We start from the raw sequence: 23385 nt of genomic DNA, 5'->3' as shown, positions 1-23385 counted from the left end.
CCTGTCACTCTCCGTCGAGGAAGCGGTTCACTGCCTCGTAGAACTCGTCCGGGATCTCCGTGACCGCGACGATGCGGGTCGGGAAGACCAGGTGCGCACCCAGGGCAGCGTCCTCGTCCTCAACGAACCGGCCCGCCTCGTCCGTCGCCCAGGTGCCCTCCACCTCGACCAGGACCGAGGTCGCCGGGTCGAGGGGGACACCGGCCTGAGCGAAATACCCGGCCAGCTCCTCCACCGACTTGCACACCGACTTGCCCGGGCGGGTCGTGCCAGTGCAGTAGGACTCGCTGATCTGGTACTCCGGGTCAAGAAGCTGCTCGACGGGGATGCTGCGATCCTGGATGCGGTAGAAGCTCATGTATAGAACTATACAGGTGGAGCCGTGTCCTGTCTAGATCTATACAGAATTCGATGGCCCCGCAGTCTCGACCGGCTCCACGGCGGATGCCCAGACCCAGCAGCGCTGCACCTCGCCCGCGATCATGAATTCGACCCCTACCGCGTGCGGGGTCCACATCACGGCCCGCGCCCGGACGCGGAGGGGTTGGTCCCCGTATCGAACCCATGCCTGGACCCATGCGGGCTGAGGGTCTCGTGTCAGCGGGTACCGGGAGGTGCGGAGCTCCTCGGGGGTGAGGGTCTGGAGTGGCGCGGAGGCGGCGATCTTCTCGGCCCGACGGTCTTCGCCGAGGTTCGGGTAGCGCTTGTTCGATCCCACAGGGGGACTCTACCCGTAATCGAAACTCTGTTCTATGGTGTTAACCCATGAGCGCCGTGACAGTCGAACAGCCCGTGACCCTCTGGATGGTCAACGAAACCCCGGCCAGGATGATCTACGCCGGCCGACGGTGGCGAGTGACCGACACTCCAACCCGTCTCCGAGAGTCGATCTGGGCTGCACCGCTCCAGCCGCACCGCGGCCTATACGGCTGGAGGTTTCAGGGCACCGACGAGGCGGGGGAGTCTCTCGTCTTCGATGTCTACAAGAGCGGTGACGGATGGCACGTCCACCACACCTATGCCTAAACCGGCGACGGTCGCCCGCCGCTTTGCACGCGATGAGAAGCAGATAAGGTGCCAAATAAGGTGCACCAAAGCGGAACAGCCGCTCTCCTCAAATGCCTCAAGGCCCCTACTTCCCTGTCGGGAGTAGAGGCCTTGTTCTGAGGGGGTGACGGGAATCGAACCCGCGCAATCAGTTTGGAAGACTGAGACTCTACCATTGAGCTACACCCCCGGAATCCGTGTCCGGGACGACTACGATCATAGCGGACGGTCGGGGATGCTCCCGTCCGTTAGACTTCTGTGGGCCGTTCCCGCAGATGCGGGTTGCTACCCGGGGCGTAGCTCAGCTTGGTAGAGCGCCCGCTTTGGGAGCGGGAGGTCGCAGGTTCAAATCCTGTCGCCCCGACGTCGGCCGCATCGACGCCGTAGCCGCGCCACTGATCCGCGCGGGACATTCACAAGGAGAGCACGAGCATGGCGAACAGCACCGTCGAGAAGCTTGCCCCGACCCGGGCGAAGCTCCACATCACGGTCACCCCCGAGGACCTCAAGCCCAGCATCACCCACGCCTACGAGCACATCGCCCAGGACGTGCAGATCCCCGGCTTCCGCCAGGGCAAGGTCCCGGCACCGATCATCGACCAGCGCATCGGTCGCGGCGCGGTCATGGAGCACGCGGTGAACGAGAGCATGGACCGGTTCTTCCAGGAGGCGGTCGTCGAGCACAAGCTGCGCATCGTCGGCCGTCCGGCCGTCGAGGTCACCGAGTGGCCCGCGGAGAAGGACTTCTCCGGCGACCTGAAGGTCGAGATCGAGGTGGACGTCCGTCCCGAGATCGAGACCCCGGCGTTCGAGGGGCTCACCGTCACGGTGGACCCGGTGGAGACCGATGAGGCCGCGCTCGACGCCGAGCTCGACCGTCTGCGGGGCCGCTTCGGCACGCTCATCCCGGTCGACCGTCCCGCCGCGAAGGGCGACTTCGTTGAGCTCGACCTCATCGCCGCGATCGACGGTGCCGAGATCGACCGCGCCGAGGGCGTGTCGTACGAGGTCGGCTCCGGCGAGCTGCTCGAGGGCATCGACGACGCCATCGACTCGCTCACCGCCGGTGAGGAGACCACGTTCCGCTCGAAGCTCGTCGGCGGCGACCACGCCGGTGAGGACGCCGAGGTCTCGGTGACCATCAAGGCGGTCAAGGAGCGCGAGCTCCCCGAGGCGGACGACGACTTCGCGCAGATCGCGAGCGAGTTCGACACGATCGGCGAGCTCCGCGACAGCCTGCGCGCGCAGGTCGACCAGCAGGGTGCGTTCACGCAGGCCACCTCCGCCCGCGACAAGCTCGTCGAGCTGCTGCTCGAGAAGGTGGAGATCCCCGTCCCGCCGCAGCTCATCGAGGACGAGGTGCACAACCACCTCGAGTCCGAGGGGCGTCTCGAGGACGACGAGCACCGCGCCGAGGTGACCGAGGCGAGCGAGAAGCAGTTCCGCACCCAGGTGCTGCTCGACACGATCGCCGAGGACGCCGGGGTCGAGGTCTCGCAGGACGAGCTCAGCCAGTACCTCATCCAGACCGCGGCCCAGTACGGCATGCCCCCGCAGCAGTTCGTCGAGGCCCTGCAGTCCTCGAACCAGCTGCCGGCTCTGGTCGGCGAGGTCGCGCGCAACAAGGCGCTCGCGATCGCGCTCGGCAAGGTGACCGTCGTCGACACGGCCGGCAAGCCGGTCGACCTCAGCGGCTTCATCGCCGACCCCGCGGGAGACGACGCCGAGGCCGATGTCACCGAGGCCGTGGAGGAGAAGCCCGCGAAGAAGGCTCCGGCGAAGAAGCCTGCGGCGAAGAAGGCTCCGGCCAAGAAGGCCGACGACGCCGAGGCGACCGCCGCGGAGGAGAAGCCCGCCGCGAAGAAGCCCGCCACCCGGAAGGCTCCGGCCAAGAAGACCGCGGCCAAGGCTGACGACGCCGAATGAACCCGAGGAAAGGGGCGGATGCGATCGCATCCGCCCCTTTCCCGTATCCGGAGGAGGACCTCATGGACGAATGGCAGAGCAGGGTCGACGCCGTGTGGGCCGATGATGCCTTGAGCGATGCCGAGCGCATCGCGCGCATCGACGAGCTGGCGGCAGAGCGCGCCGTCGACGACCCGATCGCGCTGTTCGAGCGCGCCGGCGCCCAGGACTCCGCAGGCCGGGAGGGCGATGCCGAGGTGCTCTACCGACGGGCGTTGGCGGGCGGCCTCGATGGCCGCCGTCGGGCGGAGGCGCGGATCCAGCTGGCGAGCACGTTGCGCAACCTCGGCCAGGTCGAGGAGAGCCTGCGCGTCCTGGACGAGGAGCGTCGGGGCGGGGAGCTCGCGGATGCGGCTGCCGCCTTCTACGCGCTGGCCCTGGCCTCCGCGGGGGATCCGAAGGCGGCAGCGGCGATCGCGCTGGAGACGCTCGCCCCCCACTTGCCGCAGTACACGCGATCGGTCGCCGCCTACGCACGGGAGCTCGGCGGGACGCGCTGATATGCCGACGGCGAACACGGGCGGGGCCCCGCGGCGCCGCCGGTAGATTCGAAGAACCGAACACGGAAACAGGAGCTCACATGGCTGCAGAACCCCTCGTCGCGACGAGTGTCTTCGACAGGCTGCTCAAGGATCGGATCATCTGGCTCGGCTCGGAGGTGCGTGATGACAACGCCAACGAGATCTGCGCAAAGATCCTCCTCCTCGCTGCGGAGGACCCTGAGAAGGACATCTACCTCTACATCAACTCCCCGGGCGGGTCGATCACGGCGGGCATGGCGATCTACGACACCATGCAGTTCGTGCCCAACGACATCGTGACGGTCGGCATCGGCATGGCGGCCTCGATGGGCCAGCTGCTGCTCACCAGCGGGACCAAGGGCAAGCGCTACATCACCCCGAACGCGCGGGTGCTGCTTCACCAGCCGCACGGCGGCTTCGGCGGCACCGCGAGCGACATCCAGACGCAGGCGCAGCTCATCCTCTCGATGAAGAAGCGGCTCGCCGAGATCACCGCCTCGCAGACCGGCAAGTCGGTCGAGCAGATCGACGCGGATGGCGACCGGGACCGCTGGTTCACGGCGAGCGAGGCGCTGGAGTACGGCTTCGTCGATCACATCCGCGAGCACGCGACGGATGTGCACGGCGGCGGCGGAACCGGCGCGGACAAGTAAGGCTGGAGAGGAAACACATGTACACACCCACCTTCCGCTCCGCCGGAGACCTCCCGTCGAGCCGATACGTGCTCCCGCAGTTCGAGGAGCGCACCGCCTACGGGTTCAAGCGCCAGGACCCCTACAACAAGCTGTTCGAGGATCGCGTGATCTTCCTCGGCGTGCAGGTGGACGACGCATCGGCCGATGACGTGATGGCCCAGCTCCTCGTCCTGGAGAGCCAGGACAGCGAGCGCGACATCACGATGTACATCAACTCGCCCGGTGGCTCGTTCACGGCCATGACCGCGATCTACGACACGATGCAGTACGTCGCGCCGCAGATCCAGACCGTGGTCCTGGGCCAGGCCGCGTCGGCCGCGGCCGTCCTGCTCGCGGCTGGCGCCCCGGGCAAGCGGCTTGCACTGCCGAACGCCCGCGTGCTCATCCACCAGCCCGCGATGGGCGAGGCAGGCCACGGCCAGGCCTCGGACATCGAGATCCAGGCGGCGGAGATCCTCCGCATGCGCACCTGGCTGGAGGAGACGCTCGCCGCCCACACCAGCAAGTCGAAGGAAGAGGTGAACCGCGACATCGATCGCGACAACATCCTCTCCGCGGCGCAGGCCAAGGAATACGGCATCGTCGACCAGGTGCTCACGAGCCGCAAGCGCGCTTCGCTGAGCTGACGACGAGAAGACGCACGGAAGGGGCGGCCCGGGGACATCCCGGGCCGCCCCTTCCGTGCGTGCAGGGCTCCAGACGACGATGCGGAGGAACGGTCGCCGCGGATGCGCGGATGCGCGGAGGACGTTTGCTCATCTGAGCAATCGCGTGCGCGTCCGCGTGGTGACGCGTATTCTCGAGACATGCCCGCGCCTGCGAACGACAACGAGCTCCTCGCGGTGCGCGTCGCGGAGCTCTACTACGACGAGAACCGCACCCAGGACGAGATCGGGGCACTGCTGCAGATCTCGCGGTGGAAGGTCGGGCGGCTGCTGGCGCAGGCGCGCGAGGACGGCATCGTCCGCATCGAGATCGTGCACCCGCGGGCGCGCCGTCTCGGCGTCGAGCGCCTCCTGCGCGAGCGCTTCGGACTCGCCGACGCCGTCGTCGTCCCCGTCGGCGGCGCGGAGGACGAGACGCTCGGGCGAGTGGCGCAGGCCGCTGCCGACCACCTCGGCTCCCTCCGCCCGATGCCCAAGACGCTGGCGGTGAGCTGGGGGCGTACGCTGACCGCGGTCGCCGATCGGCTGCCGGACGGCTGGGCGCGCGGCGTGACCGTCGTGCAGATGAACGGCGGCGTGAGCGTGAACCGCCGACCGGGCGGTGCGGCATCCCTGGCCGCCACGGTGGCCCAGCGGGCGAACGGCCAGGTGGCGCTGCTGCCGAGCCCGGCGATCCTCGAGCGGCTCGAGACCAAGCAGGCCATCGAGAACGACCGCACGGTCGCGGGCGTGCTGGAGCAGGCGGCCTCTGCGGACGCGTACCTCTTCACGGCCGGCGTCTGCGACGCGACCTCGGCGCATGTCCAGAACGGCTACCTGGGCGCCGACGACATCGCCGACCTCGCCCGGCGCGGCGCCGTGGGCGACGTGCTGGGGCGCTACATCGACGCGGACGGGCACATCGTCGCGCCCGAGCTCGACGCGCGAACGGTCGGCTTGAGCCTGGACCGCCTGCGCGCCGCACGCACGTCCGTCTTCGTGACGGCCGGCCGCGCGAAGCACGACATCGCGCGCACCGTGGTGTCGAGCGGACTGTGCACCATGATGGTCACCGACGAGGAGACCGCCCTGACCCTGTTGGAGGAGAAGTGACGACGACCGATCTGAATCGCAGGACGGCGGTGGACGTGCTGGGCGGCGAGCCCGACGACCTCACGCTCCGACGCTTCCTGCACGGCCTTCCCGGAGTCGACGCGGTCGGGCTGGAGCAGCGGTCCGCCGCGCTCGGCACCCGCTCGATCAAGACGACCTCCAAGGCCTGGGCGCTGGACACGATCGTCCGCCTCACGGACCTCACCACGCTCGAAGGCGCCGACACCGCGGGCAAGGTGCGCTCCCTCGTCTCGAAGGCGAAGCAGCCGGACGCCGCCGACCCCTCCTGCCCTCCGGTCGCCGCCGTGTGCGTGTACGGGGATATGGTGCCGTACGCCGTCGAGGCGCTCGGTGCGAAGCACGGCGACCCCGATGACGGGGCCATCTCGGTCGCCGCGGTGGCGACGGCCTTCCCGAGCGGACGCGCCTCCCTGGACGTCAAGCTCGCGGACACGCGCGACGCGGTGGCGGGCGGGGCGGACGAGATCGACATGGTGATCGATCGCGGCGCCTTCCTCTCCGGTCACTACAGCCAGGTCTTCGACCAGATCGTTCAGGTGAAGGACGCCTGCCGGCGTGAGGACGGTTCGTCCGCCTCGCTCAAGGTGATCCTGGAGACGGGTGAGCTGAACACGTACGGCAACGTCAAGCGCGCCTCCTGGCTCGCGATCCTCGCCGGAGGGGACTTCATCAAGACCTCGACGGGCAAGGTCCAGCCGGCGGCGACGCTGCCGGTGACGCTGCTCATGCTCGAGGTCGTGCGGGACTGGCACCGGCTCACCGGTGACCGGATCGGGGTGAAGCCGGCCGGCGGGATCCGCACGTCCAAGGACGCGATCAAGCATCTCGTCCAGGTCGCGGAGACCGTGGGGGAGGAGTGGCTGCAGCCGCACCTGTTCCGCTTCGGCGCGTCGAGCCTGCTCAACGACGTCCTGCTGCAGCGGCAGAAGCTCGCCACCGGACGCTACTCCGGGCCCGACTACGTGACGATCGACTAGCGGCCGCGGCCACGACCTGAAGGACAGAAGATGGGTTTCCTGGAATACGCACCCGCTCCCGAGTCGCGGAGCATCCTGCACCTGCGCGATGAGTACGGCCTGTTCATCGACGGCGAGTTCGTCGAGGGGCGCGGCACGTCGTTCGCCACGATCTCGCCCGCCGATGAGACGCACATCGCCACGATCGCGCACGCCTCCGAGGAGGACGTGGACGACGCGGTTGCGGCGGCGCGCCGCGCCTACACGAAGGTGTGGTCGAAGATGTCGGGGCGCGACCGCGGCAAGTATCTCTTCCGCATCGCCCGTCTCGTGCAGGAGCGGGCTCGGGAGCTCGCGGTCGCCGAGAGCCTCGACAACGGCAAGCCGATCTCCGAGAGCCGTGACGTGGACGTGCCGCTGGTCGCCGCCTGGTTCTTCTACTACGCGGGATGGGCGGACAAGCTCGACTACGCGGGGGCGGGCCTGAACCCGAAGGCGCACGGAGTCGCCGGCCAGGTCATCCCGTGGAACTTCCCGCTGCTGATGCTCGCGTGGAAGATCGCCCCGGCTCTGGCCGCGGGGAACACCGTGGTGCTGAAGCCCGCCGAGACCACGCCTCTCACCGCGCTCATCTTCGCCGAGATCCTCCAGCAGGCGGACCTCCCGGCCGGCGTCGTGAACATCGTCACGGGCGCGGGAGCGACGGGCGCCGCCCTCGTCCGCCACCCGGATGTGGACAAGGTCGCCTTCACCGGATCGACCCCGGTCGGGCGCGAGATCGCCCGCACGGTCGCGGGCACCGGCAAGGCGCTGACCCTGGAGCTCGGCGGCAAGGCGGCGAACATCGTCTTCGACGACGCGCCGATCGACCAGGCCGTCGAGGGGATCGTGAACGGGATCTTCTTCAACCAGGGGCACGTGTGCTGCGCAGGCAGCAGGCTCCTGGTGCAGGAGTCCATCCACGACGAGGTCATCGACCGACTGAAGACGAGGCTGTCCACGCTGCGACTCGGCGACCCGCTCGACAAGAACACCGACATCGGCGCGATCAACTCGGCCGAGCAGCTGGCGCGGATCCGCGAGCTCAGCCAGGTGGGCGAGGACGAGGGCGCCGAGCGGTGGACCGCGGACTGCGCGATCCCGGAGAAGGGGTTCTGGTTCGCCCCGACGATCTTCACCGGTGTCGAGGCGTCGCACCGGATCGCTCGCGAGGAGGTCTTCGGGCCCGTCCTGTCCGTCCTCACCTTCCGGACACCGGCCGAGGCGATCGCCAAGGCCAACAACACCCCCTACGGGCTGTCGGCCGGGATCTGGAGCGACAAGGGCTCGCGGATCCTCGCGGTGGCGGATCGCCTGCGGGCGGGCGTCATCTGGGCCAACACCTTCAACCGATTCGATCCGTCCAGCCCGTTCGGCGGGTACAAGGAGTCCGGCTACGGCCGTGAGGGCGGCAAGCAGGGACTCGCCGCCTACCTGAAGGGAGCCGCGGCATGAGCGCGCGACTGACTGTGCCCAAGACCTACAAGCTCGCGATCGGCGGAGCCTTCCCCCGCAGCGAGTCCGGCCGCACCTATGAGGTGCGCTCGGCCAAGGGGGCCTTCCTCGCCAATGCGGCGCAGGCATCGCGCAAGGACGCCCGCGACGCCGTGCGTGCCGCCCGCGCCGCGCAGTCGGGCTGGGCGGGCGCCACCGCATACAACCGCGGCCAGGTGCTCTACCGGGTCGCGGAGGTGCTGGAGGGGCGGAAGGCCCAGTTCGCCGAGGAGATCGTCGCCCAGCAGGGCGTGACCCCCGCGGCCGCAGCCGCCCAGGTCGAGGAGGCCATCGACCTGTGGGTCTGGTACGCCGGGTGGTGCGACAAGTACGCCCAGGTCGCCGGGAACCTCAACCCCGTCGCCGGCGCCTACTTCAACATCTCGACGCCCGAGCCGACCGGCGTGGTGGCGATCATCGCGCCGCAGGACTCGGCGCTGCTCGGCCTCGTCTCGGTCGTCGCGCCGGCGCTCGTCGCCGGCAACGCGGTGGTCGTCGTGGCGAGCGAGACGCACCCGCTCTCGGCGATCAGCCTGGCCGAGGTGCTGGCCACGAGCGACGTCCCCGGCGGTGTCGTGAACGTCCTCACCGGCTCTCCCGCGGAGCTCGCGCCGTGGCTCGCCGCGCACGCCGACGTGAACGCCCTGGATCTCGCAGGCGCGGGTGCCATCGACTGGGTGGACCTGCAGATCGCCGCGGCCGAGACGCTGACCCGCGTCCTGCCGCCGGGCGAGGTCGTCGCATCCCCGCAGCGGATCGCGGCGTTCACCGAGGTGAAGACGGTCTGGCACCCGAAGAGCATGATCTGAGGTTCACGCTCGTTCTCGGACGCTGTTACGGGCGCCAGTACGCCGATCCGTCGGTCTGCCGGGTGAGCACGCCGTGCACGATGAGATAGCGACGTAGCGTCGGGATGTCGTCCGTGTAGCGCCCGAGGCGGTCATTGAGTTCGCCTTCGGAGAGGCGCTCGTCCTCGGCGAGCAGCTGCTCGCCGACCGCGCTCAGCAGTTCCGCGCGCTCGTCGGCCCGTCTCGGATACTGCCGGATCCGGCCGGTCGGATCGAACCATCGGGACGACGGATCGGATCGGGGCGACGTCGCGGTCAGTCCGGTCAGGGCTTCCCTGATGCCGACAGCGTTCAGCATCAGCGCAGAGTCCGTGTGCGTGATCAGGCCGCTCCGGAGCAGGGCATCCACCGCCTTGCGTCGTCTGACGGCCGTGACGTCCGCGTCGGGCGCGCCTGTCAGCACGATCGACGCGAAGACACGCGCCACATCCTCGTTCGCCAGGCAGGCCAGCATCGCTCGAACGTCGCTCATGATGCGTCAACCATCTCAGATCGATGCGCGAACCATCGGCACCGGATCGTGGCGAGACGCGATCGTCTGAGGGGTTCCACGGCGCTTTCCGTGGCGATGCGACCCGGTGTCGGGGGCAGAGGTTAGGCTCGAACTCGAACATCGGTCTCGAAGGAGGACGCGCATGGCACGCATCGGTGAAAGCGCCGACCTCTTCAAGTGCTCCTTCTGCGGGAAGAGCCAGAAGCAGGTCCAGCAGCTCATCGCCGGTCCCGGTGTGTACATCTGCGACGAGTGCGTCGAGCTGTGCAACGAGATCATCGAAGAGCGGATGGCCGAGTCCTCCGGCGGGGCGGTCGCGGAGTTCGACCTCCCCAAACCCCGCGAGATCTTCTCCTTCCTGGAGGAGTACGTCGTCGGGCAGGAGCCGGCCAAGAAGGCCCTCGCCGTCGCGGTGTACAACCACTACAAGCGCATCCGTGCGCACGGCACCCTCCAGCCGGCGGAGCAGAAGGCCGACGAGGTCGAGGTCGCCAAGAGCAACATCCTGCTGATCGGGCCGACGGGCTGCGGCAAGACCTACCTCGCGCAGACCCTGGCCAAGCGCCTCAACGTCCCCTTCGCCGTCGCGGACGCGACGGCGCTCACCGAGGCGGGCTACGTCGGCGAAGACGTCGAGAACATCCTGCTCAAGCTGATCCAGGCCGCGGACTACGACGTCAAGCGCGCCGAGACCGGCATCATCTACATCGACGAGATCGACAAGATCGCGCGCAAGGCGGAGAACCCCTCGATCACCCGTGACGTCTCGGGGGAGGGCGTGCAGCAGGCGCTCCTGAAGATCCTCGAGGGCACGGTCGCCTCGGTCCCGCCGCAGGGCGGTCGCAAGCACCCGCATCAGGAGTTCCTGCAGATCGACACGACCAACGTCCTCTTCATCGTCGCCGGCGCCTTCGCCGGTCTCGAGGACATCGTCTCCTCCCGCGTCGGCAAGCACGGTGTCGGCTTCGGGGCGCCGCTGCACGACAAGGGCAAGGACCTCGAGCTCTTCAGCGAGGTGCTGCCGGAGGACCTGCACCGGTTCGGCCTGATCCCCGAGTTCATCGGTCGTCTGCCCGTGGTCGCCTCGGTCTCGCCGCTCGATCAGGACGCTCTCATCGACATCCTCACCGGCCCGCGCAACGCGCTCGTCAAGCAGTACCAGCGGATGTTCCAGCTCGACGGCGTCGAGCTGGAGTTCGAGGAGGACGCGCTGCGCTCGATCGCCGACCTCGCCGTCGAGCGCAAGACGGGCGCGCGTGGTCTGCGCGCGATCCTCGAAGACGTGCTCGGGCCCATCATGTTCGAGATCCCCTCCGCCGAGGACGTGGCGAAGGTCATCGTCACGCAGGCATCGGTCGACGAAGGTGCCCCGCCGACGGTCATCCTCGCGCGCAAGCGCAAGAGCGCCTGAGAGGGGCCGGCGCCCTCCAGGTTGCTGGTTGTGCTCCGTTTCGGGCGTCCCGTGTCCCACTTTTCGCAGCCCATGTCCCGAATTTCGGGGTTTTGAAGCCCGCGAACAACCATTTTCGGGACATGGCTGCGCCCAGTTCGCGCGTATGGACCGGGAGAGGCCTCAGTCGGTGAGGCCGCGCCGTTTCAGGAGCGGGGCGATCTCGGCATCCCGGCCGCGGAAGTCCCGGTAGGCCGCAAGGGGATCCATCGCGCCGCCCACTCCGAGCAGCCGGTGACGGAACCGGTCGCCGTTCTCACGGGTGAGACCGCCGTTCTCGTGGAACCACTCCACGGTGTCGGCGTCGAGCACCTCGCTCCAGATGTACGAGTAGTAGCCGGCGCTGTACCCACCAGCGAAGACATGGGCGAAGGCGGGGGCGGAGTAGCGGGTGGGCACGGCGGGATCGTCCAGACCGATCTCCGCGAGCGCCGCCGCCTCGAACACGCCGACGTCGTCGATCCGCTCTCCCTGATGCAGACGGTGCAGCGCCTGGTCGAGCCATGCCGCGGCGAGGTACTCGCTGGTGAGGAATCCCTGGTTGAACGCCTCGGTGGCCCGCAGCCGGTCGACGATGTCGGCGGGGAGAGGCTCACCGGTCTCGTGGTGCCTGGCGTAGCCGTCGAGGACCTCGGGCCAGAGGATCCACATCTCGTTGACCTGGCTGGGGAACTCCACGAAGTCGCGGAACACGTTCGTGCCGGAGAAGTGCGGATAGGTCACCACGGCGAACAGCCCGTGGAGAGCATGACCGAACTCATGGAAGAGCGTGGTCACCTCGTCGAGCGTCAGCAGCGTCGGACGGCCGTCGCCGGGACGTGCGACGTTGAGGTTGTTCACGACGACCGGCGCCGTGCCGCGGACCCTCGACTGGCTGACGATCGGGTTCATCCACGCGCCGCCGCGCTTGCTGTCCCGCGTGTACAGATCGAGGACGTAGAGGCCGATCGGCGTCCCGTCCTCCTCGAAGACCTCGAATACACGGGCATCCGCGTGATAGGCGGTCACGTCGGTCCGCTCCGCGAACGTGATGCCGTAGAGCCGGGTCGCGGCGGCGAAGACCCCGTCCCGGAGGACCCGCTCGGCCTCGAACCAGGGGCGGAGGGCTGCCGTGTCGATGTCGTACTCCGCCGCGCGGAGCCTCTCGGTGTAGTAGGCCCAGTCGTGGGCCTCCAGCGGGAACGGTGCGCTCTCTGTCGTCTCGATGATCCGCTGGAGCGCCTGACGCTCGGCGGCGGCGTTGCGCGCGGCGGGCGCCGCGAGGCGTCGCAGCATCTCCTCGACCGCCTCGGGGGTGCCGGCGGTCTCGTCCGCGGTGACGGCGGCCGCATGCGACGGATAGCCCAGCAGGGTCGCGCGCTCAGCGCGCAGGCTCACGATCTCCGCGAGCACCGCGCGGTTGTCGTACTGGTTCCCGCGCGCGGCGCGCGCTCGAGAGGCCTCCATGATCCGCCGGCGGCTCTCCCTGTTGCGGAGGGAGGAGAGATACGGGTGGCCGGTGAACAGCGGGAGCGTCACCAGGTAGCGTCCGTCGAGCCCCCGGTCCGCCGCGGCACGCGCCGTCGCGGAGAGCTCGCCCTCCGCGAGACCGTCGAGGTCCGCCACGTCGTCGAACACGACGGCGAGGTCGTTCGTGTCGGCGAGGAGATTCCTCTCGAAGGTCGTGCTCAGCGTCGAGAGGCGCTGGTTGAGGGTCGTGAGGCGTTCCTTCGCATCGTCCTCCAGCCCAGCGCCCGCAAGGGTCATCTCGCGGTGCCAGCGCTCGACGAGATACCGCTGCTCGGGATCGAGGCCGAGGCCGTCGACCTGTTCGCGGACCGCGGCGACGCGACGATAGAGCCCGCTGTCGAGGACGATCGCATCGTGGTGAGCGGCCATGAGCGGCGCAAGCTCCTCGTCGACCGCCTGGATGTCCTCGGTCGCGTCCGCCGAGCTGACGGTGTAGAAGGCCCCGGCGACACGTTCGAGGAGAGCGCCGCTGCGCTCCAGCGCCTCCATCGTGTTCTCGAAGGTCGGCGCCTCCGCGGCGGAGGCGATCCGGCGGACCTCGTCCAGGTGCTCGGCGAACCCGGCACGGAAGGCCGGAAGATAGTGCTCGGGCCGGATCGCGGCGTACTCCGGCATCGCATAGGGGAGCGTCGAGGGGAGCAGCAGCGGATTGGCGTCGGCGGTCATCCTCCGAGCCTATGACTCCGTCACACCTCTGCTCCGTCACGGAGAGGAGCGCGTCACGCGCGCGCGAGCTCCGCCATCACCCGATCGAGCGCCTCGGCAACGAGGCGCACGGATCGTCGGCGCAGGTTCTCCGGGCGGGCGAGGACGTCGATGAGCCGATTGGTGCCCACCCCGCGGAGCGGGCGGCGCACCACGCCCGCCGCGTCCGCGGCGACGGAGGTGTAGCGCGGCAGCATCCCGACGACGCCCCCGGCGGCGATCACGGCGGCCGCCACACCGTAGTCGTTGATCCGGTGCACGACCTCGACGGGACGGTTCGTCACGGCGGAGATCGCGCGGAGCACATCGTCGGGGGAGTACCCGATGCGGCTCGCGACCCAGCGCTCGCCCACGACCTGCTCGGGGTCGAGCGTGGCCTCTGCGGCGAGAGGGTGCGATGCGGGAAGGGCGACGTCGAGCGGCTCGGTCGCGAGCGGGACGGTGCGGACGCCGTTGCGCGGCCACGGCGCGCTGTGCTCCATGCGGTGCGCGAGCACGAGGTCGTAGCGAGCGGTGAGGGCCGGGAACTCCGACTGCGCCACATCCTCGTCCGTGAAACGGACGACCGGGACGTCCGTGCCGTGGCCGAGCTCCCGCACGAGCGGGCCGAACAGCGCCTGCGCCGCGCTGTGGAAGCCGCTGACGGTCACGATGCCGCTCGCCGTGCCCTCGAACTCGTCGACGGCCGTCCTCGCCGCCGCCATCGCATCGAGCGCGGTCGCCCCGGCGGCGGCCAGCACCTCTCCGGCGGCGGTGAGGACGAGCGTCCGCCCCTGCTTCCTGGTGAGAGGGGTGCGGACCCCGCGCTGCAGCGAGGCCAGCTGCTGTGAGACGGCGGACGGGGTGACGTGCAGCGCCTCGGCGACGGCGGTGACGCTGCCGAGCGCTCCCAGCTCACGGAGGATCTGGAGCTGCTGAAGGTGCATATGGCCATTCAACCATGTAGGCATGCTGAAGCATTGATCCAGATACTGAGCATTGATCTACAGAGTAGAACGAGGTCTGATCGAAGCATGAAGGCTTTGTTCAAGGACGGTCCGCACGCCGGGCTCGCGCTCGTCGAGCGTCCGGATCCGGTCGCAGGCCCGGACGAGGTCGTCATCCGGGTCCTCCGCACCGGCATCTGCGGCACGGATCTGCACATTCGGCGCTGGGACGACTGGGCCGCCTCCGAGATCGCCGCCCCGCTCATCCCGGGGCACGAGTTCTACGGCGAGGTCGTCGAGGCCGGCCCGCTGGTCCACGACATCGTCGTCGGGGATCGCGTCTCCGGCGAGGGGCACATCGTCTGCGGAACGTGCCGCAACTGCCGCGCCGGTCGCCGCCAGATGTGCATCCGGACGATCGGCCTCGGTCTGCACCGGGACGGCGCCTTCGCCGAGTACCTCTCGCTCCCCGCCACCAACGTCTGGGTGCACCACCCGGACGTCGAGCCGGAGCTCGGAGCGATCTTCGACCCGCTCGGCAACGCCGTGCACACCGCGCTCGCCTTCCCGCTGGTGGGCGAGGACGTCCTCGTCACCGGGTGCGGCCCGATCGGGCTGATGGCGATCGCGGTCGCGCGCCATGCCGGCGCGCGGTTCATCACGGCGACGGACGTCAGCGCACCGCGGCTGGAGCTCGCGCGCACGATGGGCGCAGATCAGGTGGTCGACGTCTCGACCCAGGACGTACGCGACGCCCAGGCCGCCCTCGGGATGAGGGAGGGGTTCGACATCGGGTTCGAGATGAGCGGGGCGCCCTCCGCGCTCCCGACGATGATCGAGAACATGAATCACGGGGGCCGCATCGCCATGCTGGGTCTGCCGAGCGCGCCGTTCGGCGTGGACTGGGGAAAGATCGTCACGCACATGCTCACCATCAAGGGGATCTACGGTCGCGAGATGTTCGAGACCTGGAACGCGATGGGGGCGATGCTCCAGTCCAGCCCGACGCTGCGCGCCGCGATCTCGCAGATCGTCGCCGAGGTTGTCCCGGCGAGGGACTGGGAACGGGGCTTCGCGGCGGCGGAGGCCGCGGGCACCGGCAAGATCGTCCTGGACTGGACCGAGCTGTAGGACCGAGTTGCAGGACGAGCTGTAGGAACGAGCGGAAGAGAGAGCGCAGATGTACGGAGCATTCCAGGAGCACCTGGTCGCGGAGCTCGCGGGGATCGAGGAGGCCGGGCTGACCAAGCGCGAACGCGGCATCCGGGGCCCGCAGAGCGCCGAGATCGTCGCGGACGGCGCGGAGGTGCTGAACTTCTGCGCCAACAACTACCTCGGTCTCGCCGATGACCCGCGGATCGTCGATGCGGCCAAGGGGGCACTGGACGACTGGGGATACGGGCTCGCGAGCGTCCGCTTCATCTGCGGGACGCAGGAGCAGCACCTGGAGCTGGAGCGGCGTCTGGCCGCCTTCCTCGGCACGGAGGACGCCATCCTCTACTCCTCCTGCTTCGACGCGAACGGCGGCGTCTTCGAGACCCTCTTCTCCGCCGAGGACGCGATCATCTCGGATGAGCTCAACCACGCGTCGATCATCGACGGGATCCGCCTGTCGAAGGCGCGTCGCCTGCGCTACCGCAACCGGGACATGGCGGACCTCGAGGAGCAGCTGCGCGCCGCCGCCGATGCGCGGTTCCGCGTGATCGTCACGGACGGCGTCTTCTCCATGGACGGCTACATCGCGCCGCTCCAGGAGATCTGCGCGCTCGCCGAGCGCTACGACGCCCTCGTCTTCGTCGACGACTCGCACGCGGTCGGGTTCATCGGGGAGCGCGGACGGGGCACTCCCGAGCTCTGCGGCGTGGAGGGCAGGGTTGACATCTACACCGGGACCTTCGGCAAGGCCCTCGGCGGCGCATCCGGCGGATACGTCGCCGCGCATCGCGACATCGTGGCGCTCCTGCGCCAGCGCTCGCGTCCCTACCTGTTCTCGAACACGCTCGCGCCGTCCATCGTCGCGGGGACCCTGACCGCGCTCGACCTCGTGGAGGGATCAGGCGGGCTTCGTGCACGTCTCCGGGAGAACGCGGCGCTCTTCCGCGCGCGCATGGCCGAGGAGGGCTTCGACCTGCTCCCCGGCGAGCATCCGATCGTCCCGGTCATGTTCGGGGATGCGGCGAGGACGGCCAGGATCGCCGCCGAGATGCAACGGCTGGGCGTCTACGTCACGGCCTTCAGCTTCCCGGTGGTCCCGCGCGGGCTGGCACGCATCCGCGTCCAGCTCTCCGCGGCCCACACGCCGGAGCAGGTCGAGCGCTGCGTCGCGGCGTTCGTCGCTGCCCGCGAGACGACGGCCTGAGCACACGGCGGGTTCCGACGGGGAGCGGAATCATCGGAACCCGGAGGAGGATGGGGCGATGACCCTCTCCACGGAGCTTCGCTGGACACTCGATGACATCGGCATGGCCGGGACCTTCACCCGCCCCGACGGCGCAGGTCCCTTCCCCGCCGTCGTCCTGGTGGCGGGGAGCGGACCCACCGATCGCGACTGGACCTCGCCGCTCCTTCCCGGGACGAACGGCTCGGCCCGCCTGATCGCCGAGGCGCTCGCCGCCCGCGGGATCGCCTCCCTGCGGTATGACAAGCGCGCATCCGGCCCGGACGCCCGCGAGAACGTGCCGAGGCTCATCGGACTGCTCAGCATGGCTGCGCATCGGGAGGAGCTGGAGGCCGCGGTTCGCGCGCTGGCGGCGCAGGACCAGGTGGACAGCACGCGGATCGTGGGGCTCGGGAACAGCGAGGGCTGCCTGCACGTCCTGCACTACGCGCTTGCCGACGAGCCGTTCCCGTTCGCCGGGATCGTCCTGACGGCCCCTCCCGGACGCGCGGTCCGCGACGTGCTGATGATGCAGCTCGGCCTCCAGCTGAGGGCGGCGCCGGACGGAGAGGAGCTCCTCGCCCTCGTCCGGGAGGCCGCGGACCGGTACGACGCGGGCGAGCCGATGGATCCGGATCCACGGGTGCCGGAGGGAGTGCGGGCGGTGCTGGCGAGCTTCGAGGCTCCGGTGAACCTTCCGCTGGCGCGCGAGCTCTGGGCGGAGGATGCGACGACGACGCTCGCCGAGGTTCGGGTGCCCACCCTCGTCCTGCTGGGCGGCAAGGATCTGCAGGTCGATCCGGAGGCGGATGGCGGGCCGTTGCGGCACGCGGCCGAGGGGCGGGAGAACATCCGGATCGTCCTCCTTCCCGAGGCCAACCACGTGCTCAAGGAGGACCGTCGGCCGCTGACGGAGATCGTCCCCGGCACGGGATACAACGAGGAGGGCACGCGGCTCGATCCGGAGCTCCTCGACGTCGTCGGCCCGTGGTTGGAGAGCGTGTTCGCCCGGCAAGCATGATCGATCACTGAGAGTTTCTTTCCAAAGAAACCCTTGCAAAGAATCTCTTGCAAAGTTATCTTTGCATTATGAACGATGAGACGGGCAACGAGACGGCGGGCAATGAGGAGGGGCGCACCCTTGACGCGCGAGCGCTGAAGGCGCTCGCCCATCCGCTACGGGTGCGAATCTTCGATCTGCTGGCCGAGCGCGGTCCGCAGACCGCCAGCTCCCTCGCGACGCTGGTGGGGGAGACGTCGGGAGCGACGAGCTACCATCTGCGGGCGCTCGCCGCGCACGATCTGATCCGCGAGGTCCCGGGGCGGGGGACGGCGAGGGAGCGGTGGTGGGAACGGCCGCAGGGGCGGATCAACGTGCCGGGGCCCGACGACACGATGACGCCGTCGAACCGGGCGGCCGCGCAGATCGTGACGGGGGAGTTCTTCCGCCTGCGCTACGAGACGCTGATGGCGTATCTGAACCGCACCTCGGCGGGCGAGACCGACGAGTGGCGCGACGCCGCCCTCATCATGTCCTCGAACCTCGACCTCACGCTCGATCAGCTCGAAGGGCTGAAGAACGAGCTCACTGCGGTCATCGACGCCGCCATCGAGAGATATCGCGGGCAGGAGGGGCCCGGTGTCCGCCGGGTGTCGCTGCGCGCGGAGCTGTTCGACCTGCCCATCGCCGCGGATGGTCGCCGCGCCGCCACGGAGGAGGAGTCATGACCGCCGCCACGCTGCACGTCGCCGCACCGACCCGCGCCGAGGGCGTCCTCCTCCGTTTCGCAGAACGGCTCGCGGCCGCGGTGCGCGGCCGGATGGAACGTCGTGCCGAGCGCCGGGCGCTCGCCGCGGACCTGCTCCGTGAGCAGCAGGCGCGGCGTGCGGATCCGACGGCCGTCGACCGTGCGCTGCTGCTCATCGGTTCACGACCGCGCTGACGCCGCGATCCCTCACGGCGTCAGCGCGGCGTGTGCTCAGTCCTGGAAGGGTCGGACGACGATCTCGCCGGTGGCGGTCCGGAGGATCTCCCAGCCGGCGTCGAGCTCGACGACCGGTCGCCCCTCCAGCCAGGTGAGCGTCCAGTGCCCGGTGAGGCCCTTGGCCTCGACCTCGGCGATCGCCGGCCGGAGGGCGGCGGGCACCGAGGCCGGCGGCTCGGATCCTGCGGCCCAGCGTGTGCCCAGCTGCATCATGCCTCCTCGGTCGGTGCCAGCTCGATCGCGGTCACGAGCAGCTGCTCGGCCTCCACGAAGTGGAGCTCCTGGATGCGTCCCACCGCGCGCAGATCATCGGCGGCCGCGCGCAGCGCCTCGATCTTCGCGGCGGGGGCGGCGATCGTCGCCGAGGACACGGGGGTCTTCTGGGACGCCTTGGCCTCGGTCTTCGCCCGGCGGATGCCGATGAGCGCCTCGCTCGCCACGGAGAGGACCGCGGGGTCTCCGTCACCGCCGAGCGGCTCGGGCCACGCGGACGTGTGCACCGATCCCTCCTCGAACCAGGACCACGCCTCCTCGGTGGCGAAGGAGACGACCGGTGCGAGCAGCCGGAGCAGCGTCGACAGGGCGAGGCGCAGCGCCAGCGCGGCGGAGGCCTGACCGACATCGGTGCGGTCGTAGGCGCGCTCCTTCACGAGCTCGAGGTAGTCGTCGCAGAACGTCCAGAAGAACGCCTCGGTGATCTCCAGGGCGCGGGCCTGGTCGTAGGCCTCGAAGGCCTTGGTCGCGTCGCGCACCACGCCGTCGAGGGCGGCGAGCATCGACGCGTCCAGGGCGCGGGTGACGCTGGCGCCCTCGGGCACGGGGAAGGAGAGCACGAACTTCGCCGCGTTGAGGATCTTGATCGCGAGGCGCCGGCCGATCTTCACCTGCGTCGGGTTCTGCGGGTCGAAGGCGGCGTCCATGCCGAGACGGCTCGATGCCGACCAGTAGCGGACCGCGTCCGAGCCGTGCTTATCGAGCACGTCGGCCGGGGTCACCACGTTGCCCTTGGACTTGGACATCTTCTTCCGGTCGGGATCGACGATGAAGCCGGAGATGGCCGCGTGCCGCCAGGGGGCGCGGTCGTCCTCCAGCGTGGAGCGCAGCATCGTCGAGAACAGCCAGGTCCGGATGATGTCCTGCCCCTGCGGGCGCAGATCGAACGGCGCGACGAGCTTCCACAGCTCCTCGTCGCGCTCCCAGCCGCCGGCCAGCTGCGGGGTGAGGGAGGACGTCGCCCAGGTGTCGAGGATGTCTTTCTCGGCGTCGAAGCCGCCCGGCGCGCCGCGCTGCTCCTCGGAGTAGCCGGCCGGGACGTCCGTGGTCGGATCGATCGGGAGCAGGGCGTGGTCGGGGGTGATCACGCGGTCGTAGTCGCGCTCGCCGTTCTCGTCCAGGCCGTACCAGAGCGGGATCGGCACGCCGAAGAACCGCTGCCGGGACACCAGCCAGTCTCCGGTGAGGCCGCCGACCCAGTTCTCGTAGCGCACGCGCATGAAATCGGGGTGCCAGGCGAGCTCGCGGCCGTGTGCGACGAGCTTCTCCCTGAGGTCGTCGTCGCGAGCGCTGTTGCGGATGTACCACTGCCGTGTCGAGACGATCTCCAGCGGACGGTCGCCCTTCTCGAAGAACTTCACTGCGTGGGTGAAGGGCTTCGAGACCGAGACCAGGTCCCCGGACTCCTCCAGGAGCTCCACGACCCGCTTCCGGGCGCTGAACACCGTCTTCCCCGCGAGCTCCGCGTAGGCGGCCTTCGCGGCGTCCGTCGTGAGCGCCTCAGGGGCGTCGGGGAGGACCCGGCCGTCGTGGCCGAGGATCGTGCGGTTGGGGAGGTCGAGCTCCCGCCACCACACGATGTCGGTGACGTCGCCGAAGGTGCAGATCATGGCGATGCCGGAGCCCTTGTCCGGCTGTGCGAGGTGGTGCGCGAGCACCGGCACCTCGACGTCGAACAGCGGCGTGCGCACCGTCGTCCCGAAGGACGCCCGGTAGCGCTCGTCATCGGGGTGGGCGACCAGGGCCACGCAGGCCGCGAGCAGCTCCGGGCGGGTGGTCTCGATGTGGATGTCGCCGGAGCCGTCGGACCGGTGGAAGGCGAGACGGTGGAAGGCCGCGGGCTGGTCCCGGTCCTCCAGCTCCGCCTGCGCGATGGCGGAGCGGAAGTCGATGTCCCACAGCGTGGGCGCAAGGGACTGGTAGGCCTCGCCGCGCTCCAGGTTGCGGAGGAAGGCGAGCTGGCTCTGCCGGATCGTGTCGGACGAGATCGTCCGGTACGTCTGCGACCAGTCGACGCTCAGACCGAGCTGGCGGAAGAGGTCCTCGAACTGCTTCTCGTCCTCGACGGTGAGACGCTCGCAGAGCTCGATGAAGTTGCGGCGGCTGATCGGGATCTGGTCCGCGGCCCTGCTGGACTTGTTGTCGCCGCCTTCGAAGGGGGGCGCGAAGTCGGGGTCGTACGGGAGGGAGGGGTCGCAGCGCACGCCGTAGTAGTTCTGCACGCGGCGCTCGGTGGGAAGGCCGTTGTCGTCCCAGCCCATCGGGTAGAACACCTTCTTGCCGCGCATCCGCTCGAAGCGGGCCTTGACGTCGGTGTGCGTATAGGAGAAGACGTGCCCGATGTGGAGGCTGCCAGAGGCGGTCGGCGGCGGGGTGTCGACGGAGTAGACCCCGTCACGACCGGAGGCCGCCGCGCCCGCGCGATCGAACAGGAACGTGCCCTGGTCGGCCCACTTCTCGCCCCACTTGGTCTCGAGACCTTCGAGGGCTGGCTTGTCGGGGATCGGGTTCTGCGACGTCGCGGGCATGGAGGTCTCCTTGTGCGATGTATGCGGCACCGTGTGTACGTGCCTGAGTGTGGGTGGTGCGGCCAGTCTATCGACGCCCATCGGGGCCGGCGTAGATCGACCGGGTCCAAGAAGTCCGGATAGGATGAAGGGTCCCCTTCCCGACTTTTCCCGACGGCCCGAGGTCATCCATGCCCGTTCCCTTCGCGCGCCGGCTGCTGCCGATCGCGGCGCTCGCCGCCGCTGCCGCCCTCGCCCTCAGCTCCTGCGCCTCCGGCCCCGGCGACGACCGCGCGGGCGAGATCGTCTGGGGCGTGGACGGGAGCCTGCTCTCGTCCGGCCACATGGACCCGCAGGTCAGCCAGCTCGACATCTCGGCGATGGTGCAGCGCTCGGTGCTGGACTCCCTGGTGTTCCAGAAGCCCGACGGCTCCTTCGCCCCGTGGCTCGCGACCTCCTGGACCGTGAACGAGAACAGCACGGCCTACACGTTCGAGCTGCGCGACGACGTGACCTTCCACGACGGGACGCCCTTCGACGCCACGGCCGTGAAGACGAACTTCGATCGGATCATGGACCCGGCCACCGCCTCGACACAGGCGGCGAGCATGCTCGGCGGCCCCTTCTACCAGGCCACCGAGGTCGTCGACCCGCACACCGTGACGGTGCGGTTCTCCCAGCCCTACGCGCCGTTCCTCCAGGCGGCGAGCACCGCGCAGCTCGGCTTCTACTCGCCGAAGGTCCTCGCCGACCATGCGGACGAGCTGAAGGCCGGAGGACCGGGGATCACCGTGGGCACAGGGCCGTACGAGCTCACCGGCTACACGCCGGACCAGGAGATCGTCTACACCCGCAACCACGACTACGCCTGGGCCCCGGAAGGACAGAAGGCCCCGGAGACGGAGACGCTCCGCGTCCAGATCCTGCCCGAGGCGTCCGTGCGCGCGGGCGTCGTCTCCTCCGGCGAGGCGGATCTGGTCAGCCAGCTCCCGCCGAACCTCGTGTCCGAGGTGAAGGGCGCGGCGACCGTCGAGACCCGTGAGGAGCCGGGGCTGCCCTACTCGCTCTACCTCAACGAGAAGTACGGCGTGTTCGCGGACGAGAAGGTCCGCCAGGCGTTCTCCCGCGCGATCGACATCGACACCGCGGTGGAGAAGATCTTCTTCGGCGAGTTCCCGCGGGCATGGAGCGTCCTCGGGCCCACCACGCCGGGCTACGACTCCTCGCTGGAGGGCTCATGGCCCGTCGACCCCGACCTCGCGAACTCCCTGCTGGATCAGGCCGGCTGGACCCAGCGCGACGCCGACGGGATCCGGATGAAGGACGGCCAGCGTCTCTCCGCCCGGTGGATCGCCTGGACCCCGGTGCCCGACGACCGCGCGGCGCTGGCGAACGCGATCCAGTCCGATCTCAAGGCCGTGGGCTTCGAGGTCGTCCGCGAGGTGCTCGAACCCGGCGCGTACAACGAGCAGTACGTCCCGAAGACCTTCGACCTGACGGACTGGAGCTTCTCCGGCGTTGACGCGGACCTGCTGCGCAGCCACCTCGCCAGCGACGGGTTCCAGAACGCCTCCCAGGTCAGCGATCCGCAGATCGACGCGCTCCTCGCCAAGGGCGTGGCGAGCACCGATCCGGCGGCGCGCGCCGCGGTCTACGGCGAGCTGCAGCAGTGGAACGCCCAGCACATCGCGATCGTCCCGCTCTACGTGCCGGCGAGCATCACCGCCGTCGGCGAGCGTGTGTCGGGACTGGGCTTCGACCTCTACGGGCGCCCGCTGTTCTTCGGCGTCTCCGTGAAGTGATCGCCGCCCGGTCGG

The 23385-nt window shown here is 69.5% G+C and carries 22 protein-coding genes and 2 tRNA genes; 17 read left to right on the top strand and 7 right to left on the bottom strand.

The genetic code is table 11. The features are described from left to right. Positions 1-4: 4 nt before the first annotated feature. Positions 5-358, bottom strand: coding sequence for a hypothetical protein (locus tag J2Y69_RS15120; RefSeq protein ID WP_310022253.1), 354 nt, complete (start codon positions 356-358; stop codon positions 5-7). A 407-nt stretch (positions 359-765) separates the two neighbouring features. Here J2Y69_RS15120 and J2Y69_RS15115 point away from each other — a divergent pair, with 407 nt between their 5' ends. After that, entirely contained in the window at positions 766-1026 is a 261-nt protein-coding gene (locus J2Y69_RS15115) for a hypothetical protein (protein WP_310022250.1), read from the top strand. Between the two features lie 140 nt (positions 1027-1166). Here the strand turns inward: J2Y69_RS15115 and J2Y69_RS15110 are convergent. Further along, positions 1167-1237: transfer RNA gene (locus tag J2Y69_RS15110), tRNA-Gly, on the bottom strand. Positions 1238-1337: 100 nt separating this feature from the next. On the opposite strand from J2Y69_RS15110, the gene J2Y69_RS15105 reads away from it, so the two are divergent. The 9 genes from J2Y69_RS15105 (at position 1338) to J2Y69_RS15065 (ending at position 9304) form a co-directional block, all read left to right on the top strand. Next, a tRNA-Pro gene (locus tag J2Y69_RS15105) sits at positions 1338-1411 on the top strand. A 68-nt stretch (positions 1412-1479) separates the two neighbouring features. Then, on the top strand, positions 1480-2973 hold the full coding sequence (gene tig, locus J2Y69_RS15100) for a trigger factor (protein WP_310022247.1): 1494 nt from the start codon (positions 1480-1482) through the stop codon (positions 2971-2973). Between the two features lie 62 nt (positions 2974-3035). Further along, positions 3036-3512 carry a tetratricopeptide repeat protein gene (locus J2Y69_RS15095; protein ID WP_310022245.1) on the top strand — a complete coding sequence of 159 codons (477 nt, stop codon included), beginning with the start codon at positions 3036-3038 and terminating at the stop codon, positions 3510-3512. An 80-nt stretch (positions 3513-3592) separates the two neighbouring features. Continuing rightward, positions 3593-4186 (top strand): ATP-dependent Clp protease proteolytic subunit, encoded by a 594-nt coding sequence (locus J2Y69_RS15090; protein WP_310022244.1) that lies wholly within the window; start codon positions 3593-3595, stop codon positions 4184-4186. A gap of 17 nt (positions 4187-4203) precedes the next feature. Then, positions 4204-4854, top strand: coding sequence for an ATP-dependent Clp protease proteolytic subunit (locus tag J2Y69_RS15085; protein ID WP_310022243.1), 651 nt, complete (start codon positions 4204-4206; stop codon positions 4852-4854). Between the two features lie 180 nt (positions 4855-5034). Further along, complete coding sequence (locus tag J2Y69_RS15080) at positions 5035-5985, top strand: sugar-binding transcriptional regulator (protein WP_310022242.1); 951 nt, start codon at positions 5035-5037, stop codon at positions 5983-5985. Next, positions 5982-6983, top strand: a complete 1002-nt coding sequence (deoC, locus tag J2Y69_RS15075) for a deoxyribose-phosphate aldolase (RefSeq protein ID WP_310022240.1) — start codon at positions 5982-5984, stop codon at positions 6981-6983. Before J2Y69_RS15080 ends, deoC begins: the two co-directional genes overlap by 4 nt. A gap of 30 nt (positions 6984-7013) precedes the next feature. After that, positions 7014-8456 carry an aldehyde dehydrogenase family protein gene (locus J2Y69_RS15070; protein ID WP_310022238.1) on the top strand — a complete coding sequence of 481 codons (1443 nt, stop codon included), beginning with the start codon at positions 7014-7016 and terminating at the stop codon, positions 8454-8456. After that, positions 8453-9304, top strand: coding sequence for an aldehyde dehydrogenase family protein (locus J2Y69_RS15065; RefSeq protein WP_310022237.1), 852 nt, complete (start codon positions 8453-8455; stop codon positions 9302-9304). The genes J2Y69_RS15070 and J2Y69_RS15065 overlap by 4 nt, the downstream gene beginning before the upstream one ends. Positions 9305-9329: 25 nt before the next feature. Here the strand turns inward: J2Y69_RS15065 and J2Y69_RS15060 are convergent, their stop codons facing one another. After that, a complete protein-coding gene (locus J2Y69_RS15060; protein ID WP_310022234.1) occupies positions 9330-9815 on the bottom strand; it encodes a DUF2087 domain-containing protein in 486 nt (161 codons plus the stop codon). 163 nt (positions 9816-9978) lie between these two features. Here J2Y69_RS15060 and clpX point away from each other — a divergent pair, with 163 nt between their 5' ends. Then, the gene (gene clpX / locus J2Y69_RS15055; RefSeq protein ID WP_310022233.1) at positions 9979-11247 is read left to right on the top strand and encodes an ATP-dependent Clp protease ATP-binding subunit ClpX; all 1269 of its coding nucleotides are present in this window, start codon (positions 9979-9981) and stop codon (positions 11245-11247) included. A gap of 162 nt (positions 11248-11409) precedes the next feature. Here the strand turns inward: clpX and J2Y69_RS15050 are convergent, their stop codons facing one another. Together J2Y69_RS15050 and J2Y69_RS15045 are read right to left on the bottom strand one after the other, a co-directional pair. Then, positions 11410-13461 carry a M3 family metallopeptidase gene (locus J2Y69_RS15050; protein ID WP_310022231.1) on the bottom strand — a complete coding sequence of 684 codons (2052 nt, stop codon included), beginning with the start codon at positions 13459-13461 and terminating at the stop codon, positions 11410-11412. Between the two features lie 53 nt (positions 13462-13514). Next, on the bottom strand, positions 13515-14426 hold the full coding sequence (locus tag J2Y69_RS15045; RefSeq protein WP_310022229.1) for a LysR family transcriptional regulator: 912 nt from the start codon (positions 14424-14426) through the stop codon (positions 13515-13517). Positions 14427-14513: 87 nt separating this feature from the next. Between J2Y69_RS15045 and tdh the strand changes: the two genes are divergently transcribed. The 5 genes from tdh to J2Y69_RS15020 all read left to right on the top strand — a co-directional run bounded on the left by tdh (position 14514) and on the right by J2Y69_RS15020 (position 18746). Further along, positions 14514-15557 (top strand): L-threonine 3-dehydrogenase, encoded by a 1044-nt coding sequence (tdh, locus tag J2Y69_RS15040; protein WP_310022227.1) that lies wholly within the window; start codon positions 14514-14516, stop codon positions 15555-15557. Positions 15558-15606: 49 nt separating this feature from the next. Then, the gene (locus J2Y69_RS15035) at positions 15607-16785 is read left to right on the top strand and encodes a glycine C-acetyltransferase (RefSeq protein WP_310022224.1); all 1179 of its coding nucleotides are present in this window, start codon (positions 15607-15609) and stop codon (positions 16783-16785) included. Positions 16786-16843: 58 nt separating this feature from the next. After that, positions 16844-17824, top strand: coding sequence for an alpha/beta hydrolase family protein (locus J2Y69_RS15030; RefSeq protein ID WP_310022221.1), 981 nt, complete (start codon positions 16844-16846; stop codon positions 17822-17824). Positions 17825-17892: 68 nt separating this feature from the next. Further along, complete coding sequence (locus tag J2Y69_RS15025) at positions 17893-18531, top strand: ArsR/SmtB family transcription factor (protein ID WP_310022219.1); 639 nt, start codon at positions 17893-17895, stop codon at positions 18529-18531. Continuing rightward, positions 18528-18746, top strand: coding sequence for a hypothetical protein (locus J2Y69_RS15020; RefSeq protein WP_310022216.1), 219 nt, complete (start codon positions 18528-18530; stop codon positions 18744-18746). The genes J2Y69_RS15025 and J2Y69_RS15020 overlap by 4 nt, the downstream gene beginning before the upstream one ends. A 36-nt stretch (positions 18747-18782) precedes the next feature. Here the strand turns inward: J2Y69_RS15020 and J2Y69_RS15015 are convergent, their stop codons facing one another. Together J2Y69_RS15015 and valS are read right to left on the bottom strand one after the other, a co-directional pair. Then, positions 18783-18998, bottom strand: a complete 216-nt coding sequence (locus tag J2Y69_RS15015) for a hypothetical protein (RefSeq protein ID WP_310022339.1) — start codon at positions 18996-18998, stop codon at positions 18783-18785. Continuing rightward, positions 18998-21589, bottom strand: a complete 2592-nt coding sequence (gene valS / locus J2Y69_RS15010; protein ID WP_310022213.1) for a valine--tRNA ligase — start codon at positions 21587-21589, stop codon at positions 18998-19000. The genes J2Y69_RS15015 and valS overlap by 1 nt, the downstream gene beginning before the upstream one ends. A gap of 170 nt (positions 21590-21759) precedes the next feature. Here valS and J2Y69_RS15005 point away from each other — a divergent pair, with 170 nt between their 5' ends. Beyond that, complete coding sequence (locus J2Y69_RS15005; RefSeq protein WP_310022211.1) at positions 21760-23370, top strand: ABC transporter substrate-binding protein; 1611 nt, start codon at positions 21760-21762, stop codon at positions 23368-23370. Positions 23371-23385 lie beyond the last annotated feature (15 nt).

Origin of the sequence: Microbacterium resistens, assembly GCF_031456305.1 — a bacterium.
In the GTDB taxonomy this organism is placed as follows: Bacteria; Actinomycetota; Actinomycetes; order Actinomycetales; family Microbacteriaceae; genus Microbacterium; species Microbacterium resistens_A.
The sequence above is the reverse complement of the archived record's forward strand: the minus strand, read 5'-3'. Positions and strand labels throughout refer to the sequence as shown.

Excerpts from the sequence above, each read along its gene's own strand:
- J2Y69_RS15120 (WP_310022253.1), bottom strand. The coding sequence starts at position 358 with ATGAGCTTCTACCGCATCCAGGATCGCAGCATCCCCGTCGAGCAGCTT.
- J2Y69_RS15115 (WP_310022250.1), top strand. The coding sequence starts at position 766 with ATGAGCGCCGTGACAGTCGAACAGCCCGTGACCCTCTGGATGGTCAAC.
- tig (WP_310022247.1), top strand. The coding sequence starts at position 1,480 with ATGGCGAACAGCACCGTCGAGAAGCTTGCCCCGACCCGGGCGAAGCTC.
- J2Y69_RS15095 (WP_310022245.1), top strand. The coding sequence starts at position 3,036 with ATGGACGAATGGCAGAGCAGGGTCGACGCCGTGTGGGCCGATGATGCC.
- J2Y69_RS15090 (WP_310022244.1), top strand. The coding sequence starts at position 3,593 with ATGGCTGCAGAACCCCTCGTCGCGACGAGTGTCTTCGACAGGCTGCTC.
- J2Y69_RS15085 (WP_310022243.1), top strand. The coding sequence starts at position 4,204 with ATGTACACACCCACCTTCCGCTCCGCCGGAGACCTCCCGTCGAGCCGA.
- J2Y69_RS15080 (WP_310022242.1), top strand. The coding sequence starts at position 5,035 with ATGCCCGCGCCTGCGAACGACAACGAGCTCCTCGCGGTGCGCGTCGCG.
- J2Y69_RS15070 (WP_310022238.1), top strand. The coding sequence starts at position 7,014 with ATGGGTTTCCTGGAATACGCACCCGCTCCCGAGTCGCGGAGCATCCTG.
- J2Y69_RS15065 (WP_310022237.1), top strand. The coding sequence starts at position 8,453 with ATGAGCGCGCGACTGACTGTGCCCAAGACCTACAAGCTCGCGATCGGC.
- J2Y69_RS15060 (WP_310022234.1), bottom strand. The coding sequence starts at position 9,815 with ATGAGCGACGTTCGAGCGATGCTGGCCTGCCTGGCGAACGAGGATGTG.
- clpX (WP_310022233.1), top strand. The coding sequence starts at position 9,979 with ATGGCACGCATCGGTGAAAGCGCCGACCTCTTCAAGTGCTCCTTCTGC.
- J2Y69_RS15050 (WP_310022231.1), bottom strand. The coding sequence starts at position 13,461 with ATGACCGCCGACGCCAATCCGCTGCTGCTCCCCTCGACGCTCCCCTAT.
- J2Y69_RS15045 (WP_310022229.1), bottom strand. The coding sequence starts at position 14,426 with ATGCACCTTCAGCAGCTCCAGATCCTCCGTGAGCTGGGAGCGCTCGGC.
- tdh (WP_310022227.1), top strand. The coding sequence starts at position 14,514 with ATGAAGGCTTTGTTCAAGGACGGTCCGCACGCCGGGCTCGCGCTCGTC.
- J2Y69_RS15035 (WP_310022224.1), top strand. The coding sequence starts at position 15,607 with ATGTACGGAGCATTCCAGGAGCACCTGGTCGCGGAGCTCGCGGGGATC.
- J2Y69_RS15030 (WP_310022221.1), top strand. The coding sequence starts at position 16,844 with ATGACCCTCTCCACGGAGCTTCGCTGGACACTCGATGACATCGGCATG.
- J2Y69_RS15025 (WP_310022219.1), top strand. The coding sequence starts at position 17,893 with ATGAACGATGAGACGGGCAACGAGACGGCGGGCAATGAGGAGGGGCGC.
- J2Y69_RS15020 (WP_310022216.1), top strand. The coding sequence starts at position 18,528 with ATGACCGCCGCCACGCTGCACGTCGCCGCACCGACCCGCGCCGAGGGC.
- J2Y69_RS15015 (WP_310022339.1), bottom strand. The coding sequence starts at position 18,998 with ATGCAGCTGGGCACACGCTGGGCCGCAGGATCCGAGCCGCCGGCCTCG.
- valS (WP_310022213.1), bottom strand. The coding sequence starts at position 21,589 with ATGCCCGCGACGTCGCAGAACCCGATCCCCGACAAGCCAGCCCTCGAA.
- J2Y69_RS15005 (WP_310022211.1), top strand. The coding sequence starts at position 21,760 with ATGCCCGTTCCCTTCGCGCGCCGGCTGCTGCCGATCGCGGCGCTCGCC.